The sequence below is a fragment of the Tabrizicola sp. genome (assembly GCF_041913445.1).
Classification (GTDB): Bacteria; Pseudomonadota; Alphaproteobacteria; order Rhodobacterales; family Rhodobacteraceae; genus Tabrizicola.
The window spans coordinates 44163-58743 of the sequence record NZ_JAYSFG010000018.1 but is presented as its reverse complement, the minus strand read 5'-3'; the positions used below and the strand labels follow the sequence as shown (position 1 = coordinate 58743).

The following is a 14581-nucleotide window of genomic DNA, read 5'->3' as shown; positions in this document are numbered from 1 at the left end:
GTTATATCAGGAGGGAGGGCCACACAAGGAAAGGGTCTGTCATGGACGACGATCTGCCCCCCGCGGCAAAGCGGGCGCTGGCCGAGGCCGAGGAACGGCGGAAGGCGGCGGCCTTGAAGGAGCCGCTGCCGAAGGAGCTGGGGGGCCGGGATGGACCCGAGCCGGTCCGCTACGGGGACTGGGAGAAGAAGGGGCTGGCGGTCGATTTCTGACGGTCACTCCCCGTTGGACTTCGTCTATCCGTCGGACTTGTCCACGGTGGACATTTTCCGATTTCCTCTTTTGAACAAAGACTTGGTCGCGGGCGTTAGGGATCCGGAAAGGATGTTTTCCAGTGCCTTCCGGTCTTGGTGGCGCCACGGGGCCTTGCCGGTAGCCCCCCACCCCCATCCCCTCCCCACGGAGGGGGAGGGGAGGTGCGGGGTGGAGGCGGTGCGCAGTTGCCCGGTCGAGGGGTTTTGGGAAATCTGACGGTTCAGGCCTGCGGGTCGGCCGCATAGTCCGCGTCGCTGACGGCCTCCATCCAGTCGACGCTGCGGCCGTCCTGCACCTCGTGGATGGCGATGTGGGACATGCCGTTGGTGGGGGTGGCGCCGTGCCAGTGGCGTTCTCCCGGGGCGAAAGTGACGACGTCGCCGGGGCGGATGGTGCGGATGGGACCGCCGTCGGACTGGCAGAGGCCGACACCGGCGGTGACGATCAGGGTCTGGCCGAGGGGATGGGTGTGCCAGGCCGTGCGGGCGCCGGGGTCGAAAGTGACGAGGACGCCCTGCACGCGGTCGGGGGCGTCGGGGTCGAAGAGCGGGTCAAGGCGGACGCGGCCGGTGAACCAGTCGGGAGAGCCGGAACGGGAGGGGGCGTGGCCGGCGGGGTAGAGTTTCATGGGTGGCTCCCTGGGGTTTGGTGGGAGCGTAGCAGGGATTCAGGGGCTTGTGGGGCTCTTCGTGCGCCTTCGGCTTCTCGTCGCGGGGTGCCGCGCGGTGGAAGGGTCCGGCCAAACGGGTGCGGTCGGTGAACCAGATGCAAGCGCGCAAGCGCTAGAGGGGACGGAGTCGGCTTTCCCGGTAGCTCCTCGGGTGCAGTCCAGGTCCAGAAGATGGATCGCGCTTCGCGGGGCCACACGGGGGCGCGAGGTGACCGGGAGTGCGGGGCGACAGCGGGAGCGGCGAGGTCGACGACGAGCGGCCCTTATCGCAGGCGGAAGGTCGCAGAGTTGCCCTTGCCCTGGTCGACGGTGAAGCGGAGTTTCTCGGAGCCGTCGGCCTCGACCAACTGGCAGTTGTAGTCGATCTCCATCCCGCTCCAGTCCATCTCGCGGCAGAAGTAGCCGTCTTTCCAGGTCCATTGGCCGGTGATGTCCCAGCCCATCGCGGAGCCGTCGATGCGGCCGTCGGGCAGGACGTTGAGCGAGAGATTGTAGAGGCCGATGCGCAGTTCGCGGTTCTCGACAAGGTCAAGGAACTTTTCCTTGTCTTTGACCGGTTCGAACCCCTCGGCCCAGGCGGGCAGCGGCAGAAGCAGGAAACTCGCAAACAGAACGGCGCGCATGGCATCACCTCCGGTTGGTGAACAGCTTATATACGCGGAGGTTCCCGAGTCGGATCAACCGGTCAGATGCCGAGCACGTCCATCATGTCGTATTGGCCCGGCTTCTTGCCCTGGCCCCACAGCGCGGCCTTCAGCGCGCCCCGGGCAAAGATGGCGCGGTCGGTGGCGAGGTGGCGAAGGACGATGCGTTCGCCCTCGCCCGCGAAGATCACGTCGTGTTCGCCGACGATGTCGCCGCCACGGATGGCGGAAAAGCCGATGGAGCCCTTGGCCCGTGCCCCGGTGATGCCGTCGCGGCCGGAGACCTTGGCCTCGTCCAGGGAGACACCGCGCCCTTCCGCAGCGGCCTGGCCGAGCATCAGCGCGGTGCCCGAGGGGGCGTCGACCTTCATGCGGTGGTGGGCCTCGACGATCTCGATGTCCCAGTCGGCGTCGAGCGCGGCAGCGACCTTTTGCGTGAGGCGCACCAACAGGTTCACGCCCAGCGACATGTTGCCGGCGCGGATGATGGTGGCGTGGCGGGAGGCGGCCTCGATCTTGGCGAGGTGCTGTGGCTCAAGCCCGGTGGTGCCGATGACGTGGACGGCGCGAGCCTGGGCGGCGAGGGCTGCGAATTCCACCGTCGCGGCGGGGGCGGTGAAGTCGACGACGGCCTGGGCCTTGGCGAAGGCTTCCAGCGCGTCGTCGGTGACCTTGACGCCGAGGGGGGCGCCGCCCATAGCCTCGCCCACGTCGCGGCCGATCCAGGGGTGGCCCGCGCGTTCGACGCAGGCCACGAGGCGCAGCTTGTCCGAGGCTTGCGAAAGCCGGATCAGCGTCTGGCCCATGCGGCCCGAAGCGCCTGTTACCACCAATCCCGGCTGATCCATCGCGTCGTCCCCCGTTTGTCGTTCCGTCTAGCGGGTTCGCGCGGGCGTGAGAAGCCCGGCGTTGCGGGCGGGGGCGAAAGGGCATATGGGATCGCCCATGTCCAAGCGCTTCAATACCGGGTCCGGCCCGTCGCAACGCCAGTTGAGGGTGGGGGAACTGATCCGCCGCACGCTGTCCGATGTGCTGAACCGGGCCGAGATCCATGACCCCGAGCTGAACGCCATGTCGATCACGGTGGGCGAGGTGTCGTGTTCTCCGGACCTGAAGGTGGCGACGGTATATGTGATGCCGCTGATGGGTTCGGTGCCGGTCGAGGATGCGATCGCGGCCCTGGCGCGGAACAAGGCCGAGCTGCGCCACCGGGTGGCCTCGGAGCTGACGCTGAAATACGCACCCGACCTGCGGTTCCGTCCCGACGAGACGTTCGACCGCCTGGACGAGACGCGGCGGTTGTTCTCGGACCCCTCGGTGCAGCGCGACCTTGGCGCGGCCGATCCTGACCTGGCGGACGACGAGGAATGAGGGTCCTCCTTGCGCTGATCCTGTCGCTGGCCCCGGTGGCGGCGGCGGCTGCCGATTGCCGGGACACCACGTTCGAGCAGGCGTCCTACACGATCTGCGAAGTGACGGCGGGCGAGGACCTGCGGCTGTTCCACTCGGGTCCCGACGGGGCCTATGGCAGCTTCCGCAAGGTCGATCAGGCGCTGGAGGCAGAGGGCAAGGCGCTTGATTTTGCGATGAATGCGGGGATGTATCACCGGGATCTTGCACCCGTGGGGCTTTACGTCGAGGACGGGGTCGAGGGTGCGAAACTGGTCACGCGCGACGGGCCGGGGAACTTTGGTCTTCTGCCGAATGGGGTGTTCTGCATCGGGGATGGCTTCCGGGTGGTGGAGAGCCGGTCGTTCAAGGCGGACCGGCCGGACTGCCGCTATGCGACCCAGTCGGGGCCGATGCTGGTGATCAAGGGCGAGCTGCATCCGAAACTGCTGCCGGGAAGCGACTCGGTCTATGTGCGCAATGGCGTGGGCGTCAGCGCGGACGGAAAGCGGGCGGTCTTCGCGATCTCGAACGACGCGGTGAACTTCCATTCCTTCGCGCGGTTCTTCCGCGACGGGCTGGGGCTGTCGGACGCGCTTTACTTCGACGGCAACATCTCGCGGCTTTATGCGCCGTCGCTCGGGCGGCATGACGGGGGGTTTCCGATGGGGCCGATCGTCGGGACCGTGGTTTCGAGGGGCTGATGGGACGCGTCAAGAAGGGACGGGCGGTTTCGGGCTGGCTGGTGGTGGACAAGCCGGCTGGGGTGACTTCGACGGCCGTCGTGAACAAGGTGAAATGGGCGTTTTCGGCGCAGAAGGCGGGACATGCGGGGACGCTGGACCCGGATGCGACAGGTGTCCTGGCGGTGGCGTTGGGCGAGGCCACGAAGACGATCCCCTACATCACCGATGCGCTGAAATGCTACCGGTTCCGGGTCGTGCTGGGCGCGGCGACCGAGACGGACGATGCCTCGGGGCGCGTTGTTGCGACGTCGGAAGTCCGCCCGTCCGATGCGCAGATCGAGGCGGCGCTGGGGGCGTTCCGTGGGCAGATCCAACAGGTCCCGCCGCAGTATTCGGCGGTGAAGGTCGACGGCGAGCGGGCCTATGACCTTGCCCGCGAGGGCGAGGTGATGGACCTGGCGGCGCGGCCCCTGTGGGTGGAGCGGCTGGAGATGACGGGCCGCCCGGATGCCGACCACGTGGAGCTGGAGATGGTCTGCGGCAAGGGAGGTTACGTGCGGTCCATCGCGCGGGATCTGGGGGCGGCGCTTGGGTGCCTTGGCCACGTCGAATGGCTGCGGCGGGAGTGGTCGGGGCCGTTCGAGGCGGCTCAGGGTGTGACGCTGGAGGCGATTGACTCCGAGGCGAAGACCGAGGCCCTGGACGCGCGGCTTCTGCCGCTGGAGCTGGGGTTGCAGGACCTGCCCGAGTTCAAGGCGACCCTTGAGGGCGCGGTGCGGCTTCGCAACGGCAATCCGGGGCAGGTGATCGGTCACGCGGAGTGGGGCACCGAAGGCTGGGCGAGCCTGGATGGCCTCGCGGTCGCGGTGGGGCATTACCGGGGGGGCGAGCTGCACCCCAGCCGCGTGTTCAACCGCTAGGCCTTTCTTCACGGGACGCCATCGCCCGGGGCTGCGGGGCTCGCCGAGGGCTGGGCAACTGCCTCCATTCAGGGAGTTCGACCTCTAGGCCTCGGGCGTCTGTTGGTGCTGCACAAGCTTCCAGTCCTCATGCCCCCTCCTCCGCCAGGTCGAGGTGCAATGCGCCACGTAGCCTGCGCCCTCGGCGCGGCGGGCGTGGGCGGTGTAGGCCAGGACCATGAGCCCGTCCTCGGGGCGCGCCACGCGGCCCTTCACGAAGTCGACCGCCGTCCAGCGGGGGGCGTCGGACATGCTGTGCAGCGCCGCCTCGGCGGCAAGGATATGCGGCGCGGCCGGCACGACCATCAGGCAGGCCGGGTCGATGAGACCGACATAGCCCGCCGGTTGCCCGGTCCAGAGGCTTTCCTCGGTCGCCCATGCGCGCTGGTCGTCCATGTCGTGCTCTCCTGACGTGGCCCGCCTGATCTGGCCCGGTGGAAACTGGCAAGGGGGGTCCCGGGTTCCCGGCGCGCCGGGGAGAAGATCATGGGACCGGGCTTGCGCGCCGTGGCCCCGACGGGCAGCTTGGGCAGTCCGAAGGGGCGCCCGATGCGACTGCTGCCGAGCTTGATGACCGGTCTTCTGCTGCTGGCGGCGCTGGCCTGGGCGCTGGTGCCCGGGGATGCCTGGTGGACCGGACGGATGGCGGGGACGCGGCTGGAGCTGGTGCCGGGTGGCCCTGTGGTCGAACGGACCGGGCGGGTCTGGATCGACACCGACGCGGCTTGCGGGGCGGGGCCAAGGACCGACCCCGATGACTGCTTCGCGATCCTGTGGCTTCTGGCCCAGGGGGTAAGGATCGAGGGCATCTCGACCAGCTTCGGCAATGCCGAGGGTGCGGTGGTGGCCGCACGGACGCAGGAGCTGGCGGACAGGCTGCGGGCAGCGGGCTTTGCCGTGCCGCCGGTGCTGGAGGGGCACACGGGGCCAGTCGGTCCCTCTGCCCTGCCAGAGCCTGCCGGGGTGCAGGGCCTCCGGGCGGCGCTGGCCCAAGGACCGCTGACCGTGCTGGCGCTGGGTCCCCTGACGAACATCGCGGCGGCGCTGGAGGGACGGCCGGACCTTTCCGCCAATGTCCAGCGGGTCGTCGCGGTCATGGGGCACGAGGCGGGGCACCTTTTCCACCCGAGCGAAGGGAACGGGCGAGGCATCATGGGTCACGGGCCGATCTTCCGCGACCTGAACGTCAGCGTCGACCGAGAGGCCGCGCAGCGGGTGATGGCGCTGGACGTGGCCCTGACGCTGATTCCCTATGACGCCGGGCGCGGGGTGGTGATCGGCGCGGCGGACCTGCAGGACTTCGCGCAGCGCGGGCCGGCGCAGGCCTGGCTCGTCGATCAGGCGCAGGGATGGCTGGCGTTCTGGCAGAAGGACGTGGGGCTGGAGGGGTTCTCACCCTTCGACTGGGTGGCGGCCGCCTGGCTGTTTGCGCCCGAGCTTTTCGACTGCGCAAGGGTCAGGGCCGAGGTCCGGCTTGAATGGGCTTTCTGGGTCTGGCCGCGGCGCGGGCTGGTGGTCGATGCGGCCGACGCGGGCGAAGTCCTCTACTGCCCCCGGACCTCGGCCCGGCTGCATGACCTGCTGCTGGCCCCCTGAATGCGAAAAGGCCCCGCGCTGGGGCGGGGCCTTTCCGAAATCGATTCTTGGGCGATCAGGCCAGGGCGGCCTTGGCCTGGCCAGCGATGGCGTTGAACGCCTCGGGCTCATGCACGGCGAGGTCGGCGAGGACCTTGCGGTCGACCTCGATCCCGGCTTTCGCCAGGCCGTTGATCAGGCGCGAATAGGTCATCTCGGCGTCGAACAGCCGGACGGCAGCGTTGATCCGCTGGATCCACAGCGCACGGAACGAGCGCTTGCGGGCCTTGCGGTCGCGGGTCGCGTACTGGTTGGCCTTGTCGACGGCCTGGGTCGCGGTGCGGAAGTTGGTGGAGCGGGCGGCGTAGTAGCCCGAAGCCGCCTTGATCACCTTGCGGTGACGGGCGTGGGTGACCTTGCCGGATTTGACGCGGGACATCTGGTGCTCTCCTTACCGGTCGTAGGGCATGTATTTCTTGACGATCTTCGCGTCGCTGTCGCTGAGGATCATGGCCCCCGAGGCGTCGCGGACGAATTTCGGCGTGCGCTTGATCATGCCGTGGCGCTTGCCGGCGGGACCGGCCTTCACCCGACCGGAGGCCGTGAAGCTGAAGCGCTTCTTCGCCGCCGACTTGGTCTTCATCTTGGGCATTTCCATCTCCGTGGTTTCAGGCACGACTCGGCATGCCACTTGGGCCGGCCGTGCGGGTAATGAAGGCGTCCCTATAGGCGCAGGCCGGGAAAGGTGCAAGGGGCAAGTCAGAGGTGCGGAACGCGCGGGCAGGCGGAGCCCGGGCGGAAGATCCCGGGGACGGCAGTATCGACCGTGCAGGATTTCATCGAAAGATAGTGCGGATCATCGGAGGCGACAAAGCGTAAAAAGCCGGAGAGGCGTAAAACGGTCCCAGGGAATTTGGCGTGACGAGGCAATGAAATGGGATCTCTGCTTATCGGACTTGTCGTGGCGACCTTCGCTGGCGTCGTAAGCCTTCTCACCGGCCATTCGGTCCTTGCCGCCCTGGTCGCCTATTCGGTCGCGGGCCAGTTGGCGATGTTCACGGTGATCGGCGCGAACTACATGATGCACCACGGGGCGTGAGCCCGTGACTCGGCGCAGGCGGCTCGGGGTTTGATCCGATCCGCGCGTCGAAACTGCGTTCCCGGAAACTCGACAGGCAGGCGGCAGATGGTCCGCCTGCCTTTCCTTTTTGGCCGGGACGGGTGGGACATTGGCCGGTCTGCCCTTTCCGTTCTCCGCACCGAACAGCGCGCAAGAAAAAATGCCGGATCCCGCAGGCGGGACCCGGCAAAGTCCGAGCAATCCTTGGGGGACGCGCAACCGGCAGGGCACTTTGGCCGGTCACTCTCGGGGTTGCCGGAGGCGGCCGGCAACACGCAATGGATGCAGGAATGGCTCAGCTGGGGCAATCTATCTTCGGCACTGTCCGGGGCTGTCCAAACGAGAGCGCCGGGCATGAGCACCGGGCGGGCCGACGCAGCGACTGTCTTTCGAGAGCGCCCGGCAGCCTTCGCAGGTCCCAGCCTGCCCGAACGGGTGAAGGATGCCCCGGCGGAGCCCCTGCCTGCTGTGCCTGGACCCAGTTTCCCGATCTTTCGGGCAGCAGACGGCGGCACGAGACGTGGCACGGCGGTCTGCGTGGGGCCGATTCGACGACCGGAAGGCCGCAGCGGTCCCGCTGATCGGGCTTTGAGCGACTCTGGCGGCGCTGAAAGGGAAAAGCCGGACGCCACAGGCATCCGGCAGGGTAACGGCAAAACGGGAGGCGGCTCCCGCCTTCCCTGCTAGTTCCGGGGGTTCCTGGCCTGCCAGATCCGGTTGTTGATGCGGATCTCGTCAAGGCCGGCATCAAGACGCGACATCGAGACCGGACCGCGGAGGGTCGCGTCGCAGAGGGCAAGGCGCACGGTGTCGTAGTCGTCGGTCTCGCTTTCGGCGCTGACCAGCACGACCGGCGTGCCGACGTAGGTCACGCGGAAGACCAGAAGCTCGGAGATCACCTTGGCGATGCCGCCGCAGCTGTCGATGTCGATGACGACCAGCGCCACCGGATCCCGACCCTCGGCCAGGATCTCGCGGACCTGGGCCAGGCTGGCAACACGCTGGACGCGGGTGTCACCACGACCGGACTTGTCGCCAAGCTCGCGCTGGCGGGACTGCGGATCGACGACGAGCATGACAGCCTGGCCGGGAGCCGCGACGGGCGCGGTCAGGGGCCGGTTCGGCGCCCGCTCGACCGCTGCGGGATAGCTGGCGGCCCAGGGTAGCACCCGGGACGGAGCCTTTGCCGGCCACAGGAGGTTGCCGAGGACGCGAGCCCCTTCGAAGTACATGTCGCCAGTCTTGAACGTTGCGATGCCAGACAATTCCGGGCCTCCTGATGCTTAACCCAAGGTTATCAGGATCAAATCCGCATTCCTGCACGCAGAAGGCGGGGGGTAACTCTCTTTCGCCCCGCGACTATCCTTCGATACGCATGCGAGGCGCGCTGTGGTGGCAAATCGCGGCACCGCGCCCTTCCGACATCCCGGCCAAACCTAAGCGCAGGTCAACAGGACGGCGGGTCTACATTAACATTCCTGAATAAGTGAAGGACACTTCAGGATTTTCCCGATCATGATCGCAAACCGCCAATTCGGAGACTTTCCCACCGAAAATCCCGAAGCCAGGGATCATTCGGACTGGACGAAGTCTGCAACATCCGGGCTGCGGATGATGTTGAATAGCCCGATTCCTCGGATTGGCCTTCTGGGCCTGCTGCTTTCCGGCTGTGTTCCGCATACGCACCCGCAGTGCCATTCCCAATGCGCTTTGCCGCAGCCGCGGGAATATTGCTATGACATCCCCAAGGGTTACGTGCTTGCGCAGGACAAGTACGAGCCCAGCTTCGTCCCGTGCGAACCGCATCCCGTTCCGCCTGGTCCTCCAGACCAGGACGACGACGATGGCGACGACGATGATGATGACGACGACGACGATGACGGGACCGAGGATCAAGGTTCCTCGACCGGCGGGGGCAACGGGGCCGACGCCTTCCAGGGCGACCAGCAATCCGAAGCCACCGCAGGCAAGGGCTCGTCCGCGCACGAGGGCAGCGGAACCCCGTCCACAGCGCAAAGCACTGACGCCAAGGGCGGCGCGGGAGCCACGGCCACGTCCGGCTCGGTTTCCAGCACCGCCAATGCGGGGGCCTTGCTATGACGATGAAGTCGCTTCTGCTTTGCGCGGCCTGCCTGGGCACCCTGTGCCTGGGCGCCCTGCCCGCCCTGGCGCAGAATGTCTCTAGCTCGGGCCAGTCCTGGTCCAGCACCTGGGGATTCTCTTCGGCCACCGACCGCAGCATCGCGCTGCAACAGGCGCAGGTGCTGCGCCAGGTCGAGGATCCCGCGGCCCAGCCGGAAACGGTGTACAACACCTACAACGACAACCGCAGCAACTATGTCGAAGCCAATTCGTCGGACGGGGCCATCACGGTCGACAACCAGCTTGGCGACAAGATTGGCGAAAATACCTATGCCGTCGGGTCGTTGAACACCGGAAGCACGACCATTGCGGTCGAAGGCGACGGCAACATCATCGATTCGATCAACTCAGCCGATACGCAAGGCTGTGTCGATGGGTCGATCAACGCCATGCCATTGAATACGGCCGAACCCTCGGCGTATCTGCCCATCGTCCGGTCCTGTGAATAAGCACATTCACACCTGGTGCCGGGCGCTGTGGATGGTCGCGATTGGCGTCAGCCTTTGCGGCTGCGCAAAGATCATTGCGCCCGCCACCTTTGAAAAGCCGCAAGAGAACGCCCGGCTGGTCAGCGGTCCGCCCATGGAGCGCATCGCCACGCCCTTCGACAAGGCGCTGGCCTGCGTGAAAGGGAAGATCAGCCCCGACATCAGCTTTTCCGTCGGCGCCATCGCGGACAACACCGGCAAGGAGCAGTACGCCGACGGCGGGAGCGGCAAGTACATCTCGCAGGGCGCGGGGGACATGGTGCAATCCGCCCTGTTCTCGGCCGGGCTGAGCGTGGTGAACCGGCGCGATCCGAACATCGTTCTGGCGGAAAGCAACTGGGGGCTTCGGCCACTGGCGCAGCAGATCCCGACGGACTTCTTCATCACCGGCAGCGTGACCAGCCTGGATTTCATCCCGGGGGGCGGCGCGCGGGTCGAGATCGCGGGCGTGGGGCCGCGGTATCGCCAGTCGCGAATCCTGATCGGCCTGGACCTGGCGCTGACGGCGGCCCATAGCGGAAAGCTCGTCGGCAATGCGGCAGTGCAGAAGCAGCTTTACGCCGATGAACTCGGCTTCTCGGCGAACCGCTTCATCGGCGAGACGCTGCTGGCTGTCGATGTCGGGGGAATGGAGCGCGAGGCCGTCCACCTGGCGCTGCGACAGACGCTGAGCTTTGCCACCCTGTCGCTTCTGATGCAGGTCATGCCCGAAGCGTCGGTGCGCGAATGCGCGGCGCAGATCCCCAGCAATGCGCTGGTGGCCGCGCCGGCCGAGCTGATCTCGATCGCGGGGGACGGGTCCGAGCTTGCGGCGGCGAAGGAGGCGGCGGCCAAGGCCAAGGCCCCGCCGCCTGTTGCCGCAAGCCCGGCCGCAGCTGGCGGTGCTCTGCCCGCAGACGCGCGACCCGCGCCCGCAAGCGCGGCAGAGGCCGACGCAAAGAGCCCGCCGGAAGCGGTCAAGCTGGCGAATTCGGCCACCTCATACGCGGCACGCGCCATCGCGGCGGCGGATTCGGTGCTGCAGGCCAAGTCGAAGGACGAAGCGACCGCCGCCGCCAACGAAGCCGCGCAGTACATGACGCTTGCCATCCAGGCCCTGCGCGAAGCCGCGGCCAAGGGCCTGACCGGGGCCGAAGGCGATGCGGCCGCGACGCTGGTGGAAAACGCGATCCGGGCGACCGAGGCGGCGCAGAAGTACATCGCCGGGGCCAAATACCCGGAGGCGGCGCCGGCCAGCCCGACGCCTGCGGCGGAACCGCAGCCGAAGGGACCCGATCCCGCCAAACCGGACGACAAAAAGCTGGGAGGTTCGAACTGACCGCACCTTGCCCGCTTCCGAAGAGATATCGCCATTCCCTTCATCGGGCCGATGCCCGGCGACGGGAGCAAGCGGTCCCCGCAGATCACCGCAAATACGGGCTGACACGGCGGGGTGTCAGCCAACCCCTAACAGGAGACTACAATGAAGAAACTTCTTGCGACCTCGGCACTGGTTCTCGCTTTTGCCGGCGTGGCTTCCGCCGAGGAGTCGGTCCTGGAGCGCGTGCTTGCGACGATCGACAACGGCACCAACCTGGCCAAGGTCAACGGCACCTTCGCCAACATCGCCGAAAACATCGGCGGCGCGGACGGTCAGGGCGTCGATGGCTCGATCACCAACCTCGTCGACGGGATCACGTCTGCAACGCAGACCGCAACCGCTGGCCTGATCACGGCTGTCGAATACGACATGCCGACGCTGTCCTGGGGTGACATGGCGACCACCGCTCTCGGCGCTGTCAACACCGGCGAGATCACGCTGGGTGTGAACCAGGCCGTGGACCAGGCCAAGACCTCGTCGACCGCTGCCTACTCGGCCGTTGCCGATCAGCTTGGCGGGTCGGCCAGCACGGGCGCGCTGGTGCTGAACGTCGCGTCGAACATGACGGGCATCAACGGCTCGATCTCGAACACGATGAACGAAGTCAACGGCACCGTCGGCGACCTGTCGACCACGGCGCTGGGTGCGGTCAACACGGGCACCATCACGTCGGGCGTGAACGCTGCCGTGACCGGCATCATCGGCACCAGCGGCACCGGCCAGAACTGAGGCTGACGGGGGGCCGGAGGGACATGCACCCTCTGGCCCCTTCCATCATTGACGGATGTCCATGGACCTGGCCGCCCTTTCATTCCTGATCTTCACCGTCGCGGTCGCTGCCCCGGTCCGCGCGGAAAGCGCACTGGAACGCGTCCTGACGATGATTGCCGACAACCCCGACCTTGCCGGGGGCACTGTCTTCATCAACCTGGCCAGCCATGCGCCGGTGACGGATGGCTCGGACATGGTGGACAGCACGGTGCAGTATCTGCAACCGCAGGGCGTCATCGGCCAACCCTTGGCGCCACAGGCGTTGCAGATCGAGACCATGGCACTTGGCGCGACCAATACAGGGCTCATCCGGGTGCTGACATCCACGACGACCGAGACGGGCGACGCCGTCACGCCGCTGAACGCGGCCAATGCCGCCACCACGCAATCCCCGATCCGCGCGCCGATCTTCCTTCTGGGCGACGGTCCGGTTTCGGACGTGTCCACCCTTTCGACCAAGGCCATCGGCGCCATGAACACCGGGCAAGTCATTGTGTCGGTCCAGTCGGGAGGCGACGAATGACGGACCGTCGCGCCCCGGAAAGCGAGGCTGGATGACCCGGTCGGGACAGCTGGTCGTGATGGTCCTTTCCTGCCTGTCGGGGCCAGGGGTCGGGCAGGCGAGCATTCTGGAAGACGTGCTGTTGCGCATCGACCAGCTGGGACACTCGCCGCTGTCCGCGATCATGGTCAACCTGGCCTCGAACGTCGCCACGCCGATGGAGACCCCTGCGACCCTTGCGCCGGGTGCGCTGGTGGTCGTCGGCTATGACCAGGACGGCGTTCCCGTGTCGCTTCAGGCGGGGGAGAGCGGCGTGACGGTCCCGCCGGAACTTGCCGCAAGCATGGCCACGGGTCTGCAGGCGGGCCTTTATCCGGTCGGCAGCCAACTTTACGAACTTCCGCCCGCGGGACAGCTTTCGCTTTACGCGCAATCCCGCGACGGCGAGGCCCTGTCGCAAGCCCAGGCGCTGTTGATGAGCCGGGTCGACGGGTCGATCACGACGGTCATCCGCGGGGTCCTGCTGCCCGATCTTGCGCCCGCGCAACTGGCCAGCGTCTACAACCCGCACCGGGAAGAGGATCTGCTGCGCCTGGACCAGATCAGGTCGACGACGCTGGGCGCGGTGAACACCGGCGAAATCCTCACGAATGTCAGGGCGAAGTGGCAGACAGACGCCCTGGCTCCGGACCTTGATCTGGGCCTTGCCGAGGTCAGCCTGGGAACGAGCAGCCTGATCTCGCAGGCGATGACCGACACCGCAAGCGCCTCGCACCTGTCGTCCCGCGAACTTGGCGGGATCGGTGGGGCGGCGCTGGTTCTCAACCTTGCAAGCAACGAGATGGCGATCGCCGGTCAGATCACGACGATTGTCCAGAGCCAGTCGGTCCGTATCGACGAAATCCTGACGACCGCCATCGGGGCCATCAATGCCGGGGCGATAAACCCGGCGCCCTGAGGTCAGTGCGTATCGATGAGCCCGCTGTGTTCCGCGATCAGCGCGGCCTGGGTGCGGTTCTTTGCATTCAACCGTGAGCAGATGGAGCGCAGGTGCATCTTGACCCGGACTTCGGTCGAATCGAGTTCGCGCGCGATTTCCTTGTTCGTCTGCCCTTTCACCAGCAGGCGAAGAACGGACATCTCGCGTTGCGTCAGCAAGGGCGCGGCCCCCGAAGGCGAGGGTGCATCCATTACCGAGAACGGCACGAAGATCTGACCAGAGGCGATCAGCTTCAGCGTATTGCTGAGCGACTTCAATGGAAAGGTCTTGGGAATGAAGCCACGCGCGCCATTTGCGATTGCATTGCGCACGAATAGCTCGTCGGCAACGCCCGAGAAGATGACGACGGCACCGGGCGCGTTGCTTTTCACGATCTCCTCGACGCTGTGCGAGGTGCCCATGCCGGGCATCGAGATATCAAGTAGGACCACGGGGATCGGGCCATGGTCGCGGATCGCCTGCAGCGCGGTCTCTTTGTCCTTGACCGTGTAGACGGGTATTCCCAACTCGTTACCAACCACATGCGCCACTGCATCGCGGACGATATCATGATCGTCGGCAATCAGGACGGAGGTAAGTTCGTTCATCATTTTCCTCGGGCGGTTCGTATCTGGCTTGCATTCCCAATTGATGAAGTGCGTTAGCAATTTCTGTCATTGCACACCATCTATCCGAAAGGCCAGCGATCCTTAGATCTTAAGCATATCCAAGGATATGCCCTCGGGCGGAGAGTGCCGCGGGGGGTCGAGATAGATTCAGGAACTGGTTACAATCAGTCGTTGTACTTCCGATTGGACCGCATGGGGACGACTTCTACCTCGAAAGTATAGGTCCGGCCATTCCAGAACAGACCGGATTATCATCAAAAGTGTACGGCAGTTTCAGAAAATTGCCGCGGTAACATTTGTCAATTCCGGCCGCTTTGCACAAAAAAGTGACATCATCTGGCCCCGGCCGGGCCATGGAAGACCCACATGCGCACCGAACGCCGCCTCGCAACCGTCAGCAGAGGACCGCCAC

The 14581-nt window shown here is 66.4% G+C and carries 20 protein-coding genes; 12 read left to right on the top strand and 8 right to left on the bottom strand.

Annotation, left to right across the window (positions count from 1 at the left end):
- Nucleotides 1-41: 41 nt before the first annotated feature.
- Nucleotides 42-212, top strand: coding sequence for a DUF1674 domain-containing protein (locus ACE3Q6_RS17325; RefSeq protein WP_137113081.1), 171 nt, complete (start codon nucleotides 42-44; stop codon nucleotides 210-212).
- A gap of 263 nt (nucleotides 213-475) precedes the next feature.
- On the opposite strand, the gene ACE3Q6_RS17320 is transcribed toward ACE3Q6_RS17325, so the two are convergent.
- From ACE3Q6_RS17320 to dapB, 3 genes are all read right to left on the bottom strand, one after another.
- On the bottom strand, nucleotides 476-883 hold the full coding sequence (locus ACE3Q6_RS17320; protein WP_374435151.1) for a cupin domain-containing protein: 408 nt from the start codon (nucleotides 881-883) through the stop codon (nucleotides 476-478).
- Between the two features lie 305 nt (nucleotides 884-1188).
- The gene (locus ACE3Q6_RS17315) at nucleotides 1189-1548 is read right to left on the bottom strand and encodes a dihydrodipicolinate reductase (protein WP_374435149.1); all 360 of its coding nucleotides are present in this window, start codon (nucleotides 1546-1548) and stop codon (nucleotides 1189-1191) included.
- Nucleotides 1549-1610: 62 nt separating this feature from the next.
- Nucleotides 1611-2417: a 4-hydroxy-tetrahydrodipicolinate reductase gene (gene dapB / locus ACE3Q6_RS17310; protein WP_374435147.1), complete on the bottom strand. Its 807-nt coding sequence runs from the start codon at nucleotides 2415-2417 to the stop codon at nucleotides 1611-1613.
- Nucleotides 2418-2514: 97 nt separating this feature from the next.
- On the opposite strand from dapB, the gene rbfA reads away from it, so the two are divergent.
- The 3 genes from rbfA to truB are packed head-to-tail and all read left to right on the top strand — an operon-like array spanning nucleotide 2515 to nucleotide 4564.
- On the top strand, nucleotides 2515-2940 hold the full coding sequence (rbfA, locus tag ACE3Q6_RS17305; protein ID WP_374435144.1) for a 30S ribosome-binding factor RbfA: 426 nt from the start codon (nucleotides 2515-2517) through the stop codon (nucleotides 2938-2940).
- Nucleotides 2937-3662, top strand: a complete 726-nt coding sequence (locus tag ACE3Q6_RS17300) for a phosphodiester glycosidase family protein (protein WP_374435142.1) — start codon at nucleotides 2937-2939, stop codon at nucleotides 3660-3662. The genes rbfA and ACE3Q6_RS17300 overlap by 4 nt, the downstream gene beginning before the upstream one ends.
- A complete protein-coding gene (truB, locus tag ACE3Q6_RS17295) occupies nucleotides 3662-4564 on the top strand; it encodes a tRNA pseudouridine(55) synthase TruB (RefSeq protein ID WP_374435140.1) in 903 nt (300 codons plus the stop codon). The genes ACE3Q6_RS17300 and truB overlap by 1 nt, the downstream gene beginning before the upstream one ends.
- Nucleotides 4565-4648: 84 nt before the next feature.
- Here truB and ACE3Q6_RS17290 read toward each other — a convergent pair whose 3' ends face one another.
- Entirely contained in the window at nucleotides 4649-4999 is a 351-nt protein-coding gene (locus ACE3Q6_RS17290; protein WP_374435138.1) for a DUF4440 domain-containing protein, read from the bottom strand.
- A 153-nt stretch (nucleotides 5000-5152) separates the two neighbouring features.
- Here ACE3Q6_RS17290 and ACE3Q6_RS17285 point away from each other — a divergent pair, with 153 nt between their 5' ends.
- Complete coding sequence (locus ACE3Q6_RS17285) at nucleotides 5153-6199, top strand: nucleoside hydrolase (RefSeq protein WP_374435136.1); 1047 nt, start codon at nucleotides 5153-5155, stop codon at nucleotides 6197-6199.
- A gap of 55 nt (nucleotides 6200-6254) precedes the next feature.
- On the opposite strand, the gene rplT is transcribed toward ACE3Q6_RS17285, so the two are convergent.
- Together rplT and rpmI are read right to left on the bottom strand one after the other, a co-directional pair.
- Complete coding sequence (gene rplT, locus ACE3Q6_RS17280) at nucleotides 6255-6617, bottom strand: 50S ribosomal protein L20 (RefSeq protein ID WP_374435134.1); 363 nt, start codon at nucleotides 6615-6617, stop codon at nucleotides 6255-6257.
- A gap of 12 nt (nucleotides 6618-6629) precedes the next feature.
- Nucleotides 6630-6830 carry a 50S ribosomal protein L35 gene (gene rpmI / locus ACE3Q6_RS17275; protein ID WP_374435132.1) on the bottom strand — a complete coding sequence of 67 codons (201 nt, stop codon included), beginning with the start codon at nucleotides 6828-6830 and terminating at the stop codon, nucleotides 6630-6632.
- A gap of 282 nt (nucleotides 6831-7112) precedes the next feature.
- On the opposite strand from rpmI, the gene ACE3Q6_RS17270 reads away from it, so the two are divergent.
- Complete coding sequence (locus ACE3Q6_RS17270; protein ID WP_374435130.1) at nucleotides 7113-7277, top strand: hypothetical protein; 165 nt, start codon at nucleotides 7113-7115, stop codon at nucleotides 7275-7277.
- A 704-nt stretch (nucleotides 7278-7981) separates the two neighbouring features.
- Here ACE3Q6_RS17270 and ACE3Q6_RS17265 read toward each other — a convergent pair.
- The gene (locus ACE3Q6_RS17265; RefSeq protein WP_374435128.1) at nucleotides 7982-8563 is read right to left on the bottom strand and encodes a hypothetical protein; all 582 of its coding nucleotides are present in this window, start codon (nucleotides 8561-8563) and stop codon (nucleotides 7982-7984) included.
- Between the two features lie 250 nt (nucleotides 8564-8813).
- On the opposite strand from ACE3Q6_RS17265, the gene ACE3Q6_RS17260 reads away from it, so the two are divergent.
- The 6 genes from ACE3Q6_RS17260 to ACE3Q6_RS17235 all read left to right on the top strand — a co-directional run bounded on the left by ACE3Q6_RS17260 (nucleotide 8814) and on the right by ACE3Q6_RS17235 (nucleotide 13519).
- The gene (locus tag ACE3Q6_RS17260; protein ID WP_374435126.1) at nucleotides 8814-9398 is read left to right on the top strand and encodes a hypothetical protein; all 585 of its coding nucleotides are present in this window, start codon (nucleotides 8814-8816) and stop codon (nucleotides 9396-9398) included.
- A 2-nt stretch (nucleotides 9399-9400) separates the two neighbouring features.
- On the top strand, nucleotides 9401-9889 hold the full coding sequence (locus tag ACE3Q6_RS17255) for a hypothetical protein (protein WP_374435123.1): 489 nt from the start codon (nucleotides 9401-9403) through the stop codon (nucleotides 9887-9889).
- Nucleotides 9882-11246: a CsgG/HfaB family protein gene (locus ACE3Q6_RS17250; protein WP_374435121.1), complete on the top strand. Its 1365-nt coding sequence runs from the start codon at nucleotides 9882-9884 to the stop codon at nucleotides 11244-11246. The genes ACE3Q6_RS17255 and ACE3Q6_RS17250 overlap by 8 nt, the downstream gene beginning before the upstream one ends.
- 144 nt (nucleotides 11247-11390) lie before the next feature.
- Nucleotides 11391-12017, top strand: a complete 627-nt coding sequence (locus tag ACE3Q6_RS17245) for a hypothetical protein (RefSeq protein WP_374435119.1) — start codon at nucleotides 11391-11393, stop codon at nucleotides 12015-12017.
- Between the two features lie 55 nt (nucleotides 12018-12072).
- Nucleotides 12073-12582, top strand: coding sequence for a hypothetical protein (locus tag ACE3Q6_RS17240; RefSeq protein WP_374435117.1), 510 nt, complete (start codon nucleotides 12073-12075; stop codon nucleotides 12580-12582).
- A 31-nt stretch (nucleotides 12583-12613) separates the two neighbouring features.
- Nucleotides 12614-13519, top strand: coding sequence for a hypothetical protein (locus ACE3Q6_RS17235; RefSeq protein ID WP_374435115.1), 906 nt, complete (start codon nucleotides 12614-12616; stop codon nucleotides 13517-13519).
- A gap of 2 nt (nucleotides 13520-13521) precedes the next feature.
- Here the strand turns inward: ACE3Q6_RS17235 and ACE3Q6_RS17230 are convergent, their stop codons facing one another.
- Nucleotides 13522-14148, bottom strand: a complete 627-nt coding sequence (locus ACE3Q6_RS17230) for a response regulator transcription factor (protein WP_374435113.1) — start codon at nucleotides 14146-14148, stop codon at nucleotides 13522-13524.
- Between the last annotated feature and the right edge of the window lie 433 nt (nucleotides 14149-14581).

Coding starts and splice junctions, on each gene's coding strand:
- ACE3Q6_RS17325 (WP_137113081.1), top strand. CDS start 42: ATGGACGACGATCTGCCCCCCGCGGCAAAGCGGGCGCTGGCCGAGGCC.
- ACE3Q6_RS17320 (WP_374435151.1), bottom strand. CDS start 883: ATGAAACTCTACCCCGCCGGCCACGCCCCCTCCCGTTCCGGCTCTCCC.
- ACE3Q6_RS17315 (WP_374435149.1), bottom strand. CDS start 1,548: ATGCGCGCCGTTCTGTTTGCGAGTTTCCTGCTTCTGCCGCTGCCCGCC.
- dapB (WP_374435147.1), bottom strand. CDS start 2,417: ATGGATCAGCCGGGATTGGTGGTAACAGGCGCTTCGGGCCGCATGGGC.
- rbfA (WP_374435144.1), top strand. CDS start 2,515: ATGTCCAAGCGCTTCAATACCGGGTCCGGCCCGTCGCAACGCCAGTTG.
- ACE3Q6_RS17300 (WP_374435142.1), top strand. CDS start 2,937: ATGAGGGTCCTCCTTGCGCTGATCCTGTCGCTGGCCCCGGTGGCGGCG.
- truB (WP_374435140.1), top strand. CDS start 3,662: ATGGGACGCGTCAAGAAGGGACGGGCGGTTTCGGGCTGGCTGGTGGTG.
- ACE3Q6_RS17290 (WP_374435138.1), bottom strand. CDS start 4,999: ATGGACGACCAGCGCGCATGGGCGACCGAGGAAAGCCTCTGGACCGGG.
- ACE3Q6_RS17285 (WP_374435136.1), top strand. CDS start 5,153: ATGCGACTGCTGCCGAGCTTGATGACCGGTCTTCTGCTGCTGGCGGCG.
- rplT (WP_374435134.1), bottom strand. CDS start 6,617: ATGTCCCGCGTCAAATCCGGCAAGGTCACCCACGCCCGTCACCGCAAG.
- rpmI (WP_374435132.1), bottom strand. CDS start 6,830: ATGCCCAAGATGAAGACCAAGTCGGCGGCGAAGAAGCGCTTCAGCTTC.
- ACE3Q6_RS17270 (WP_374435130.1), top strand. CDS start 7,113: ATGGGATCTCTGCTTATCGGACTTGTCGTGGCGACCTTCGCTGGCGTC.
- ACE3Q6_RS17260 (WP_374435126.1), top strand. CDS start 8,814: ATGATCGCAAACCGCCAATTCGGAGACTTTCCCACCGAAAATCCCGAA.
- ACE3Q6_RS17255 (WP_374435123.1), top strand. CDS start 9,401: ATGAAGTCGCTTCTGCTTTGCGCGGCCTGCCTGGGCACCCTGTGCCTG.
- ACE3Q6_RS17245 (WP_374435119.1), top strand. CDS start 11,391: ATGAAGAAACTTCTTGCGACCTCGGCACTGGTTCTCGCTTTTGCCGGC.
- ACE3Q6_RS17240 (WP_374435117.1), top strand. CDS start 12,073: ATGTCCATGGACCTGGCCGCCCTTTCATTCCTGATCTTCACCGTCGCG.
- ACE3Q6_RS17235 (WP_374435115.1), top strand. CDS start 12,614: ATGACCCGGTCGGGACAGCTGGTCGTGATGGTCCTTTCCTGCCTGTCG.
- ACE3Q6_RS17230 (WP_374435113.1), bottom strand. CDS start 14,148: ATGAACGAACTTACCTCCGTCCTGATTGCCGACGATCATGATATCGTC.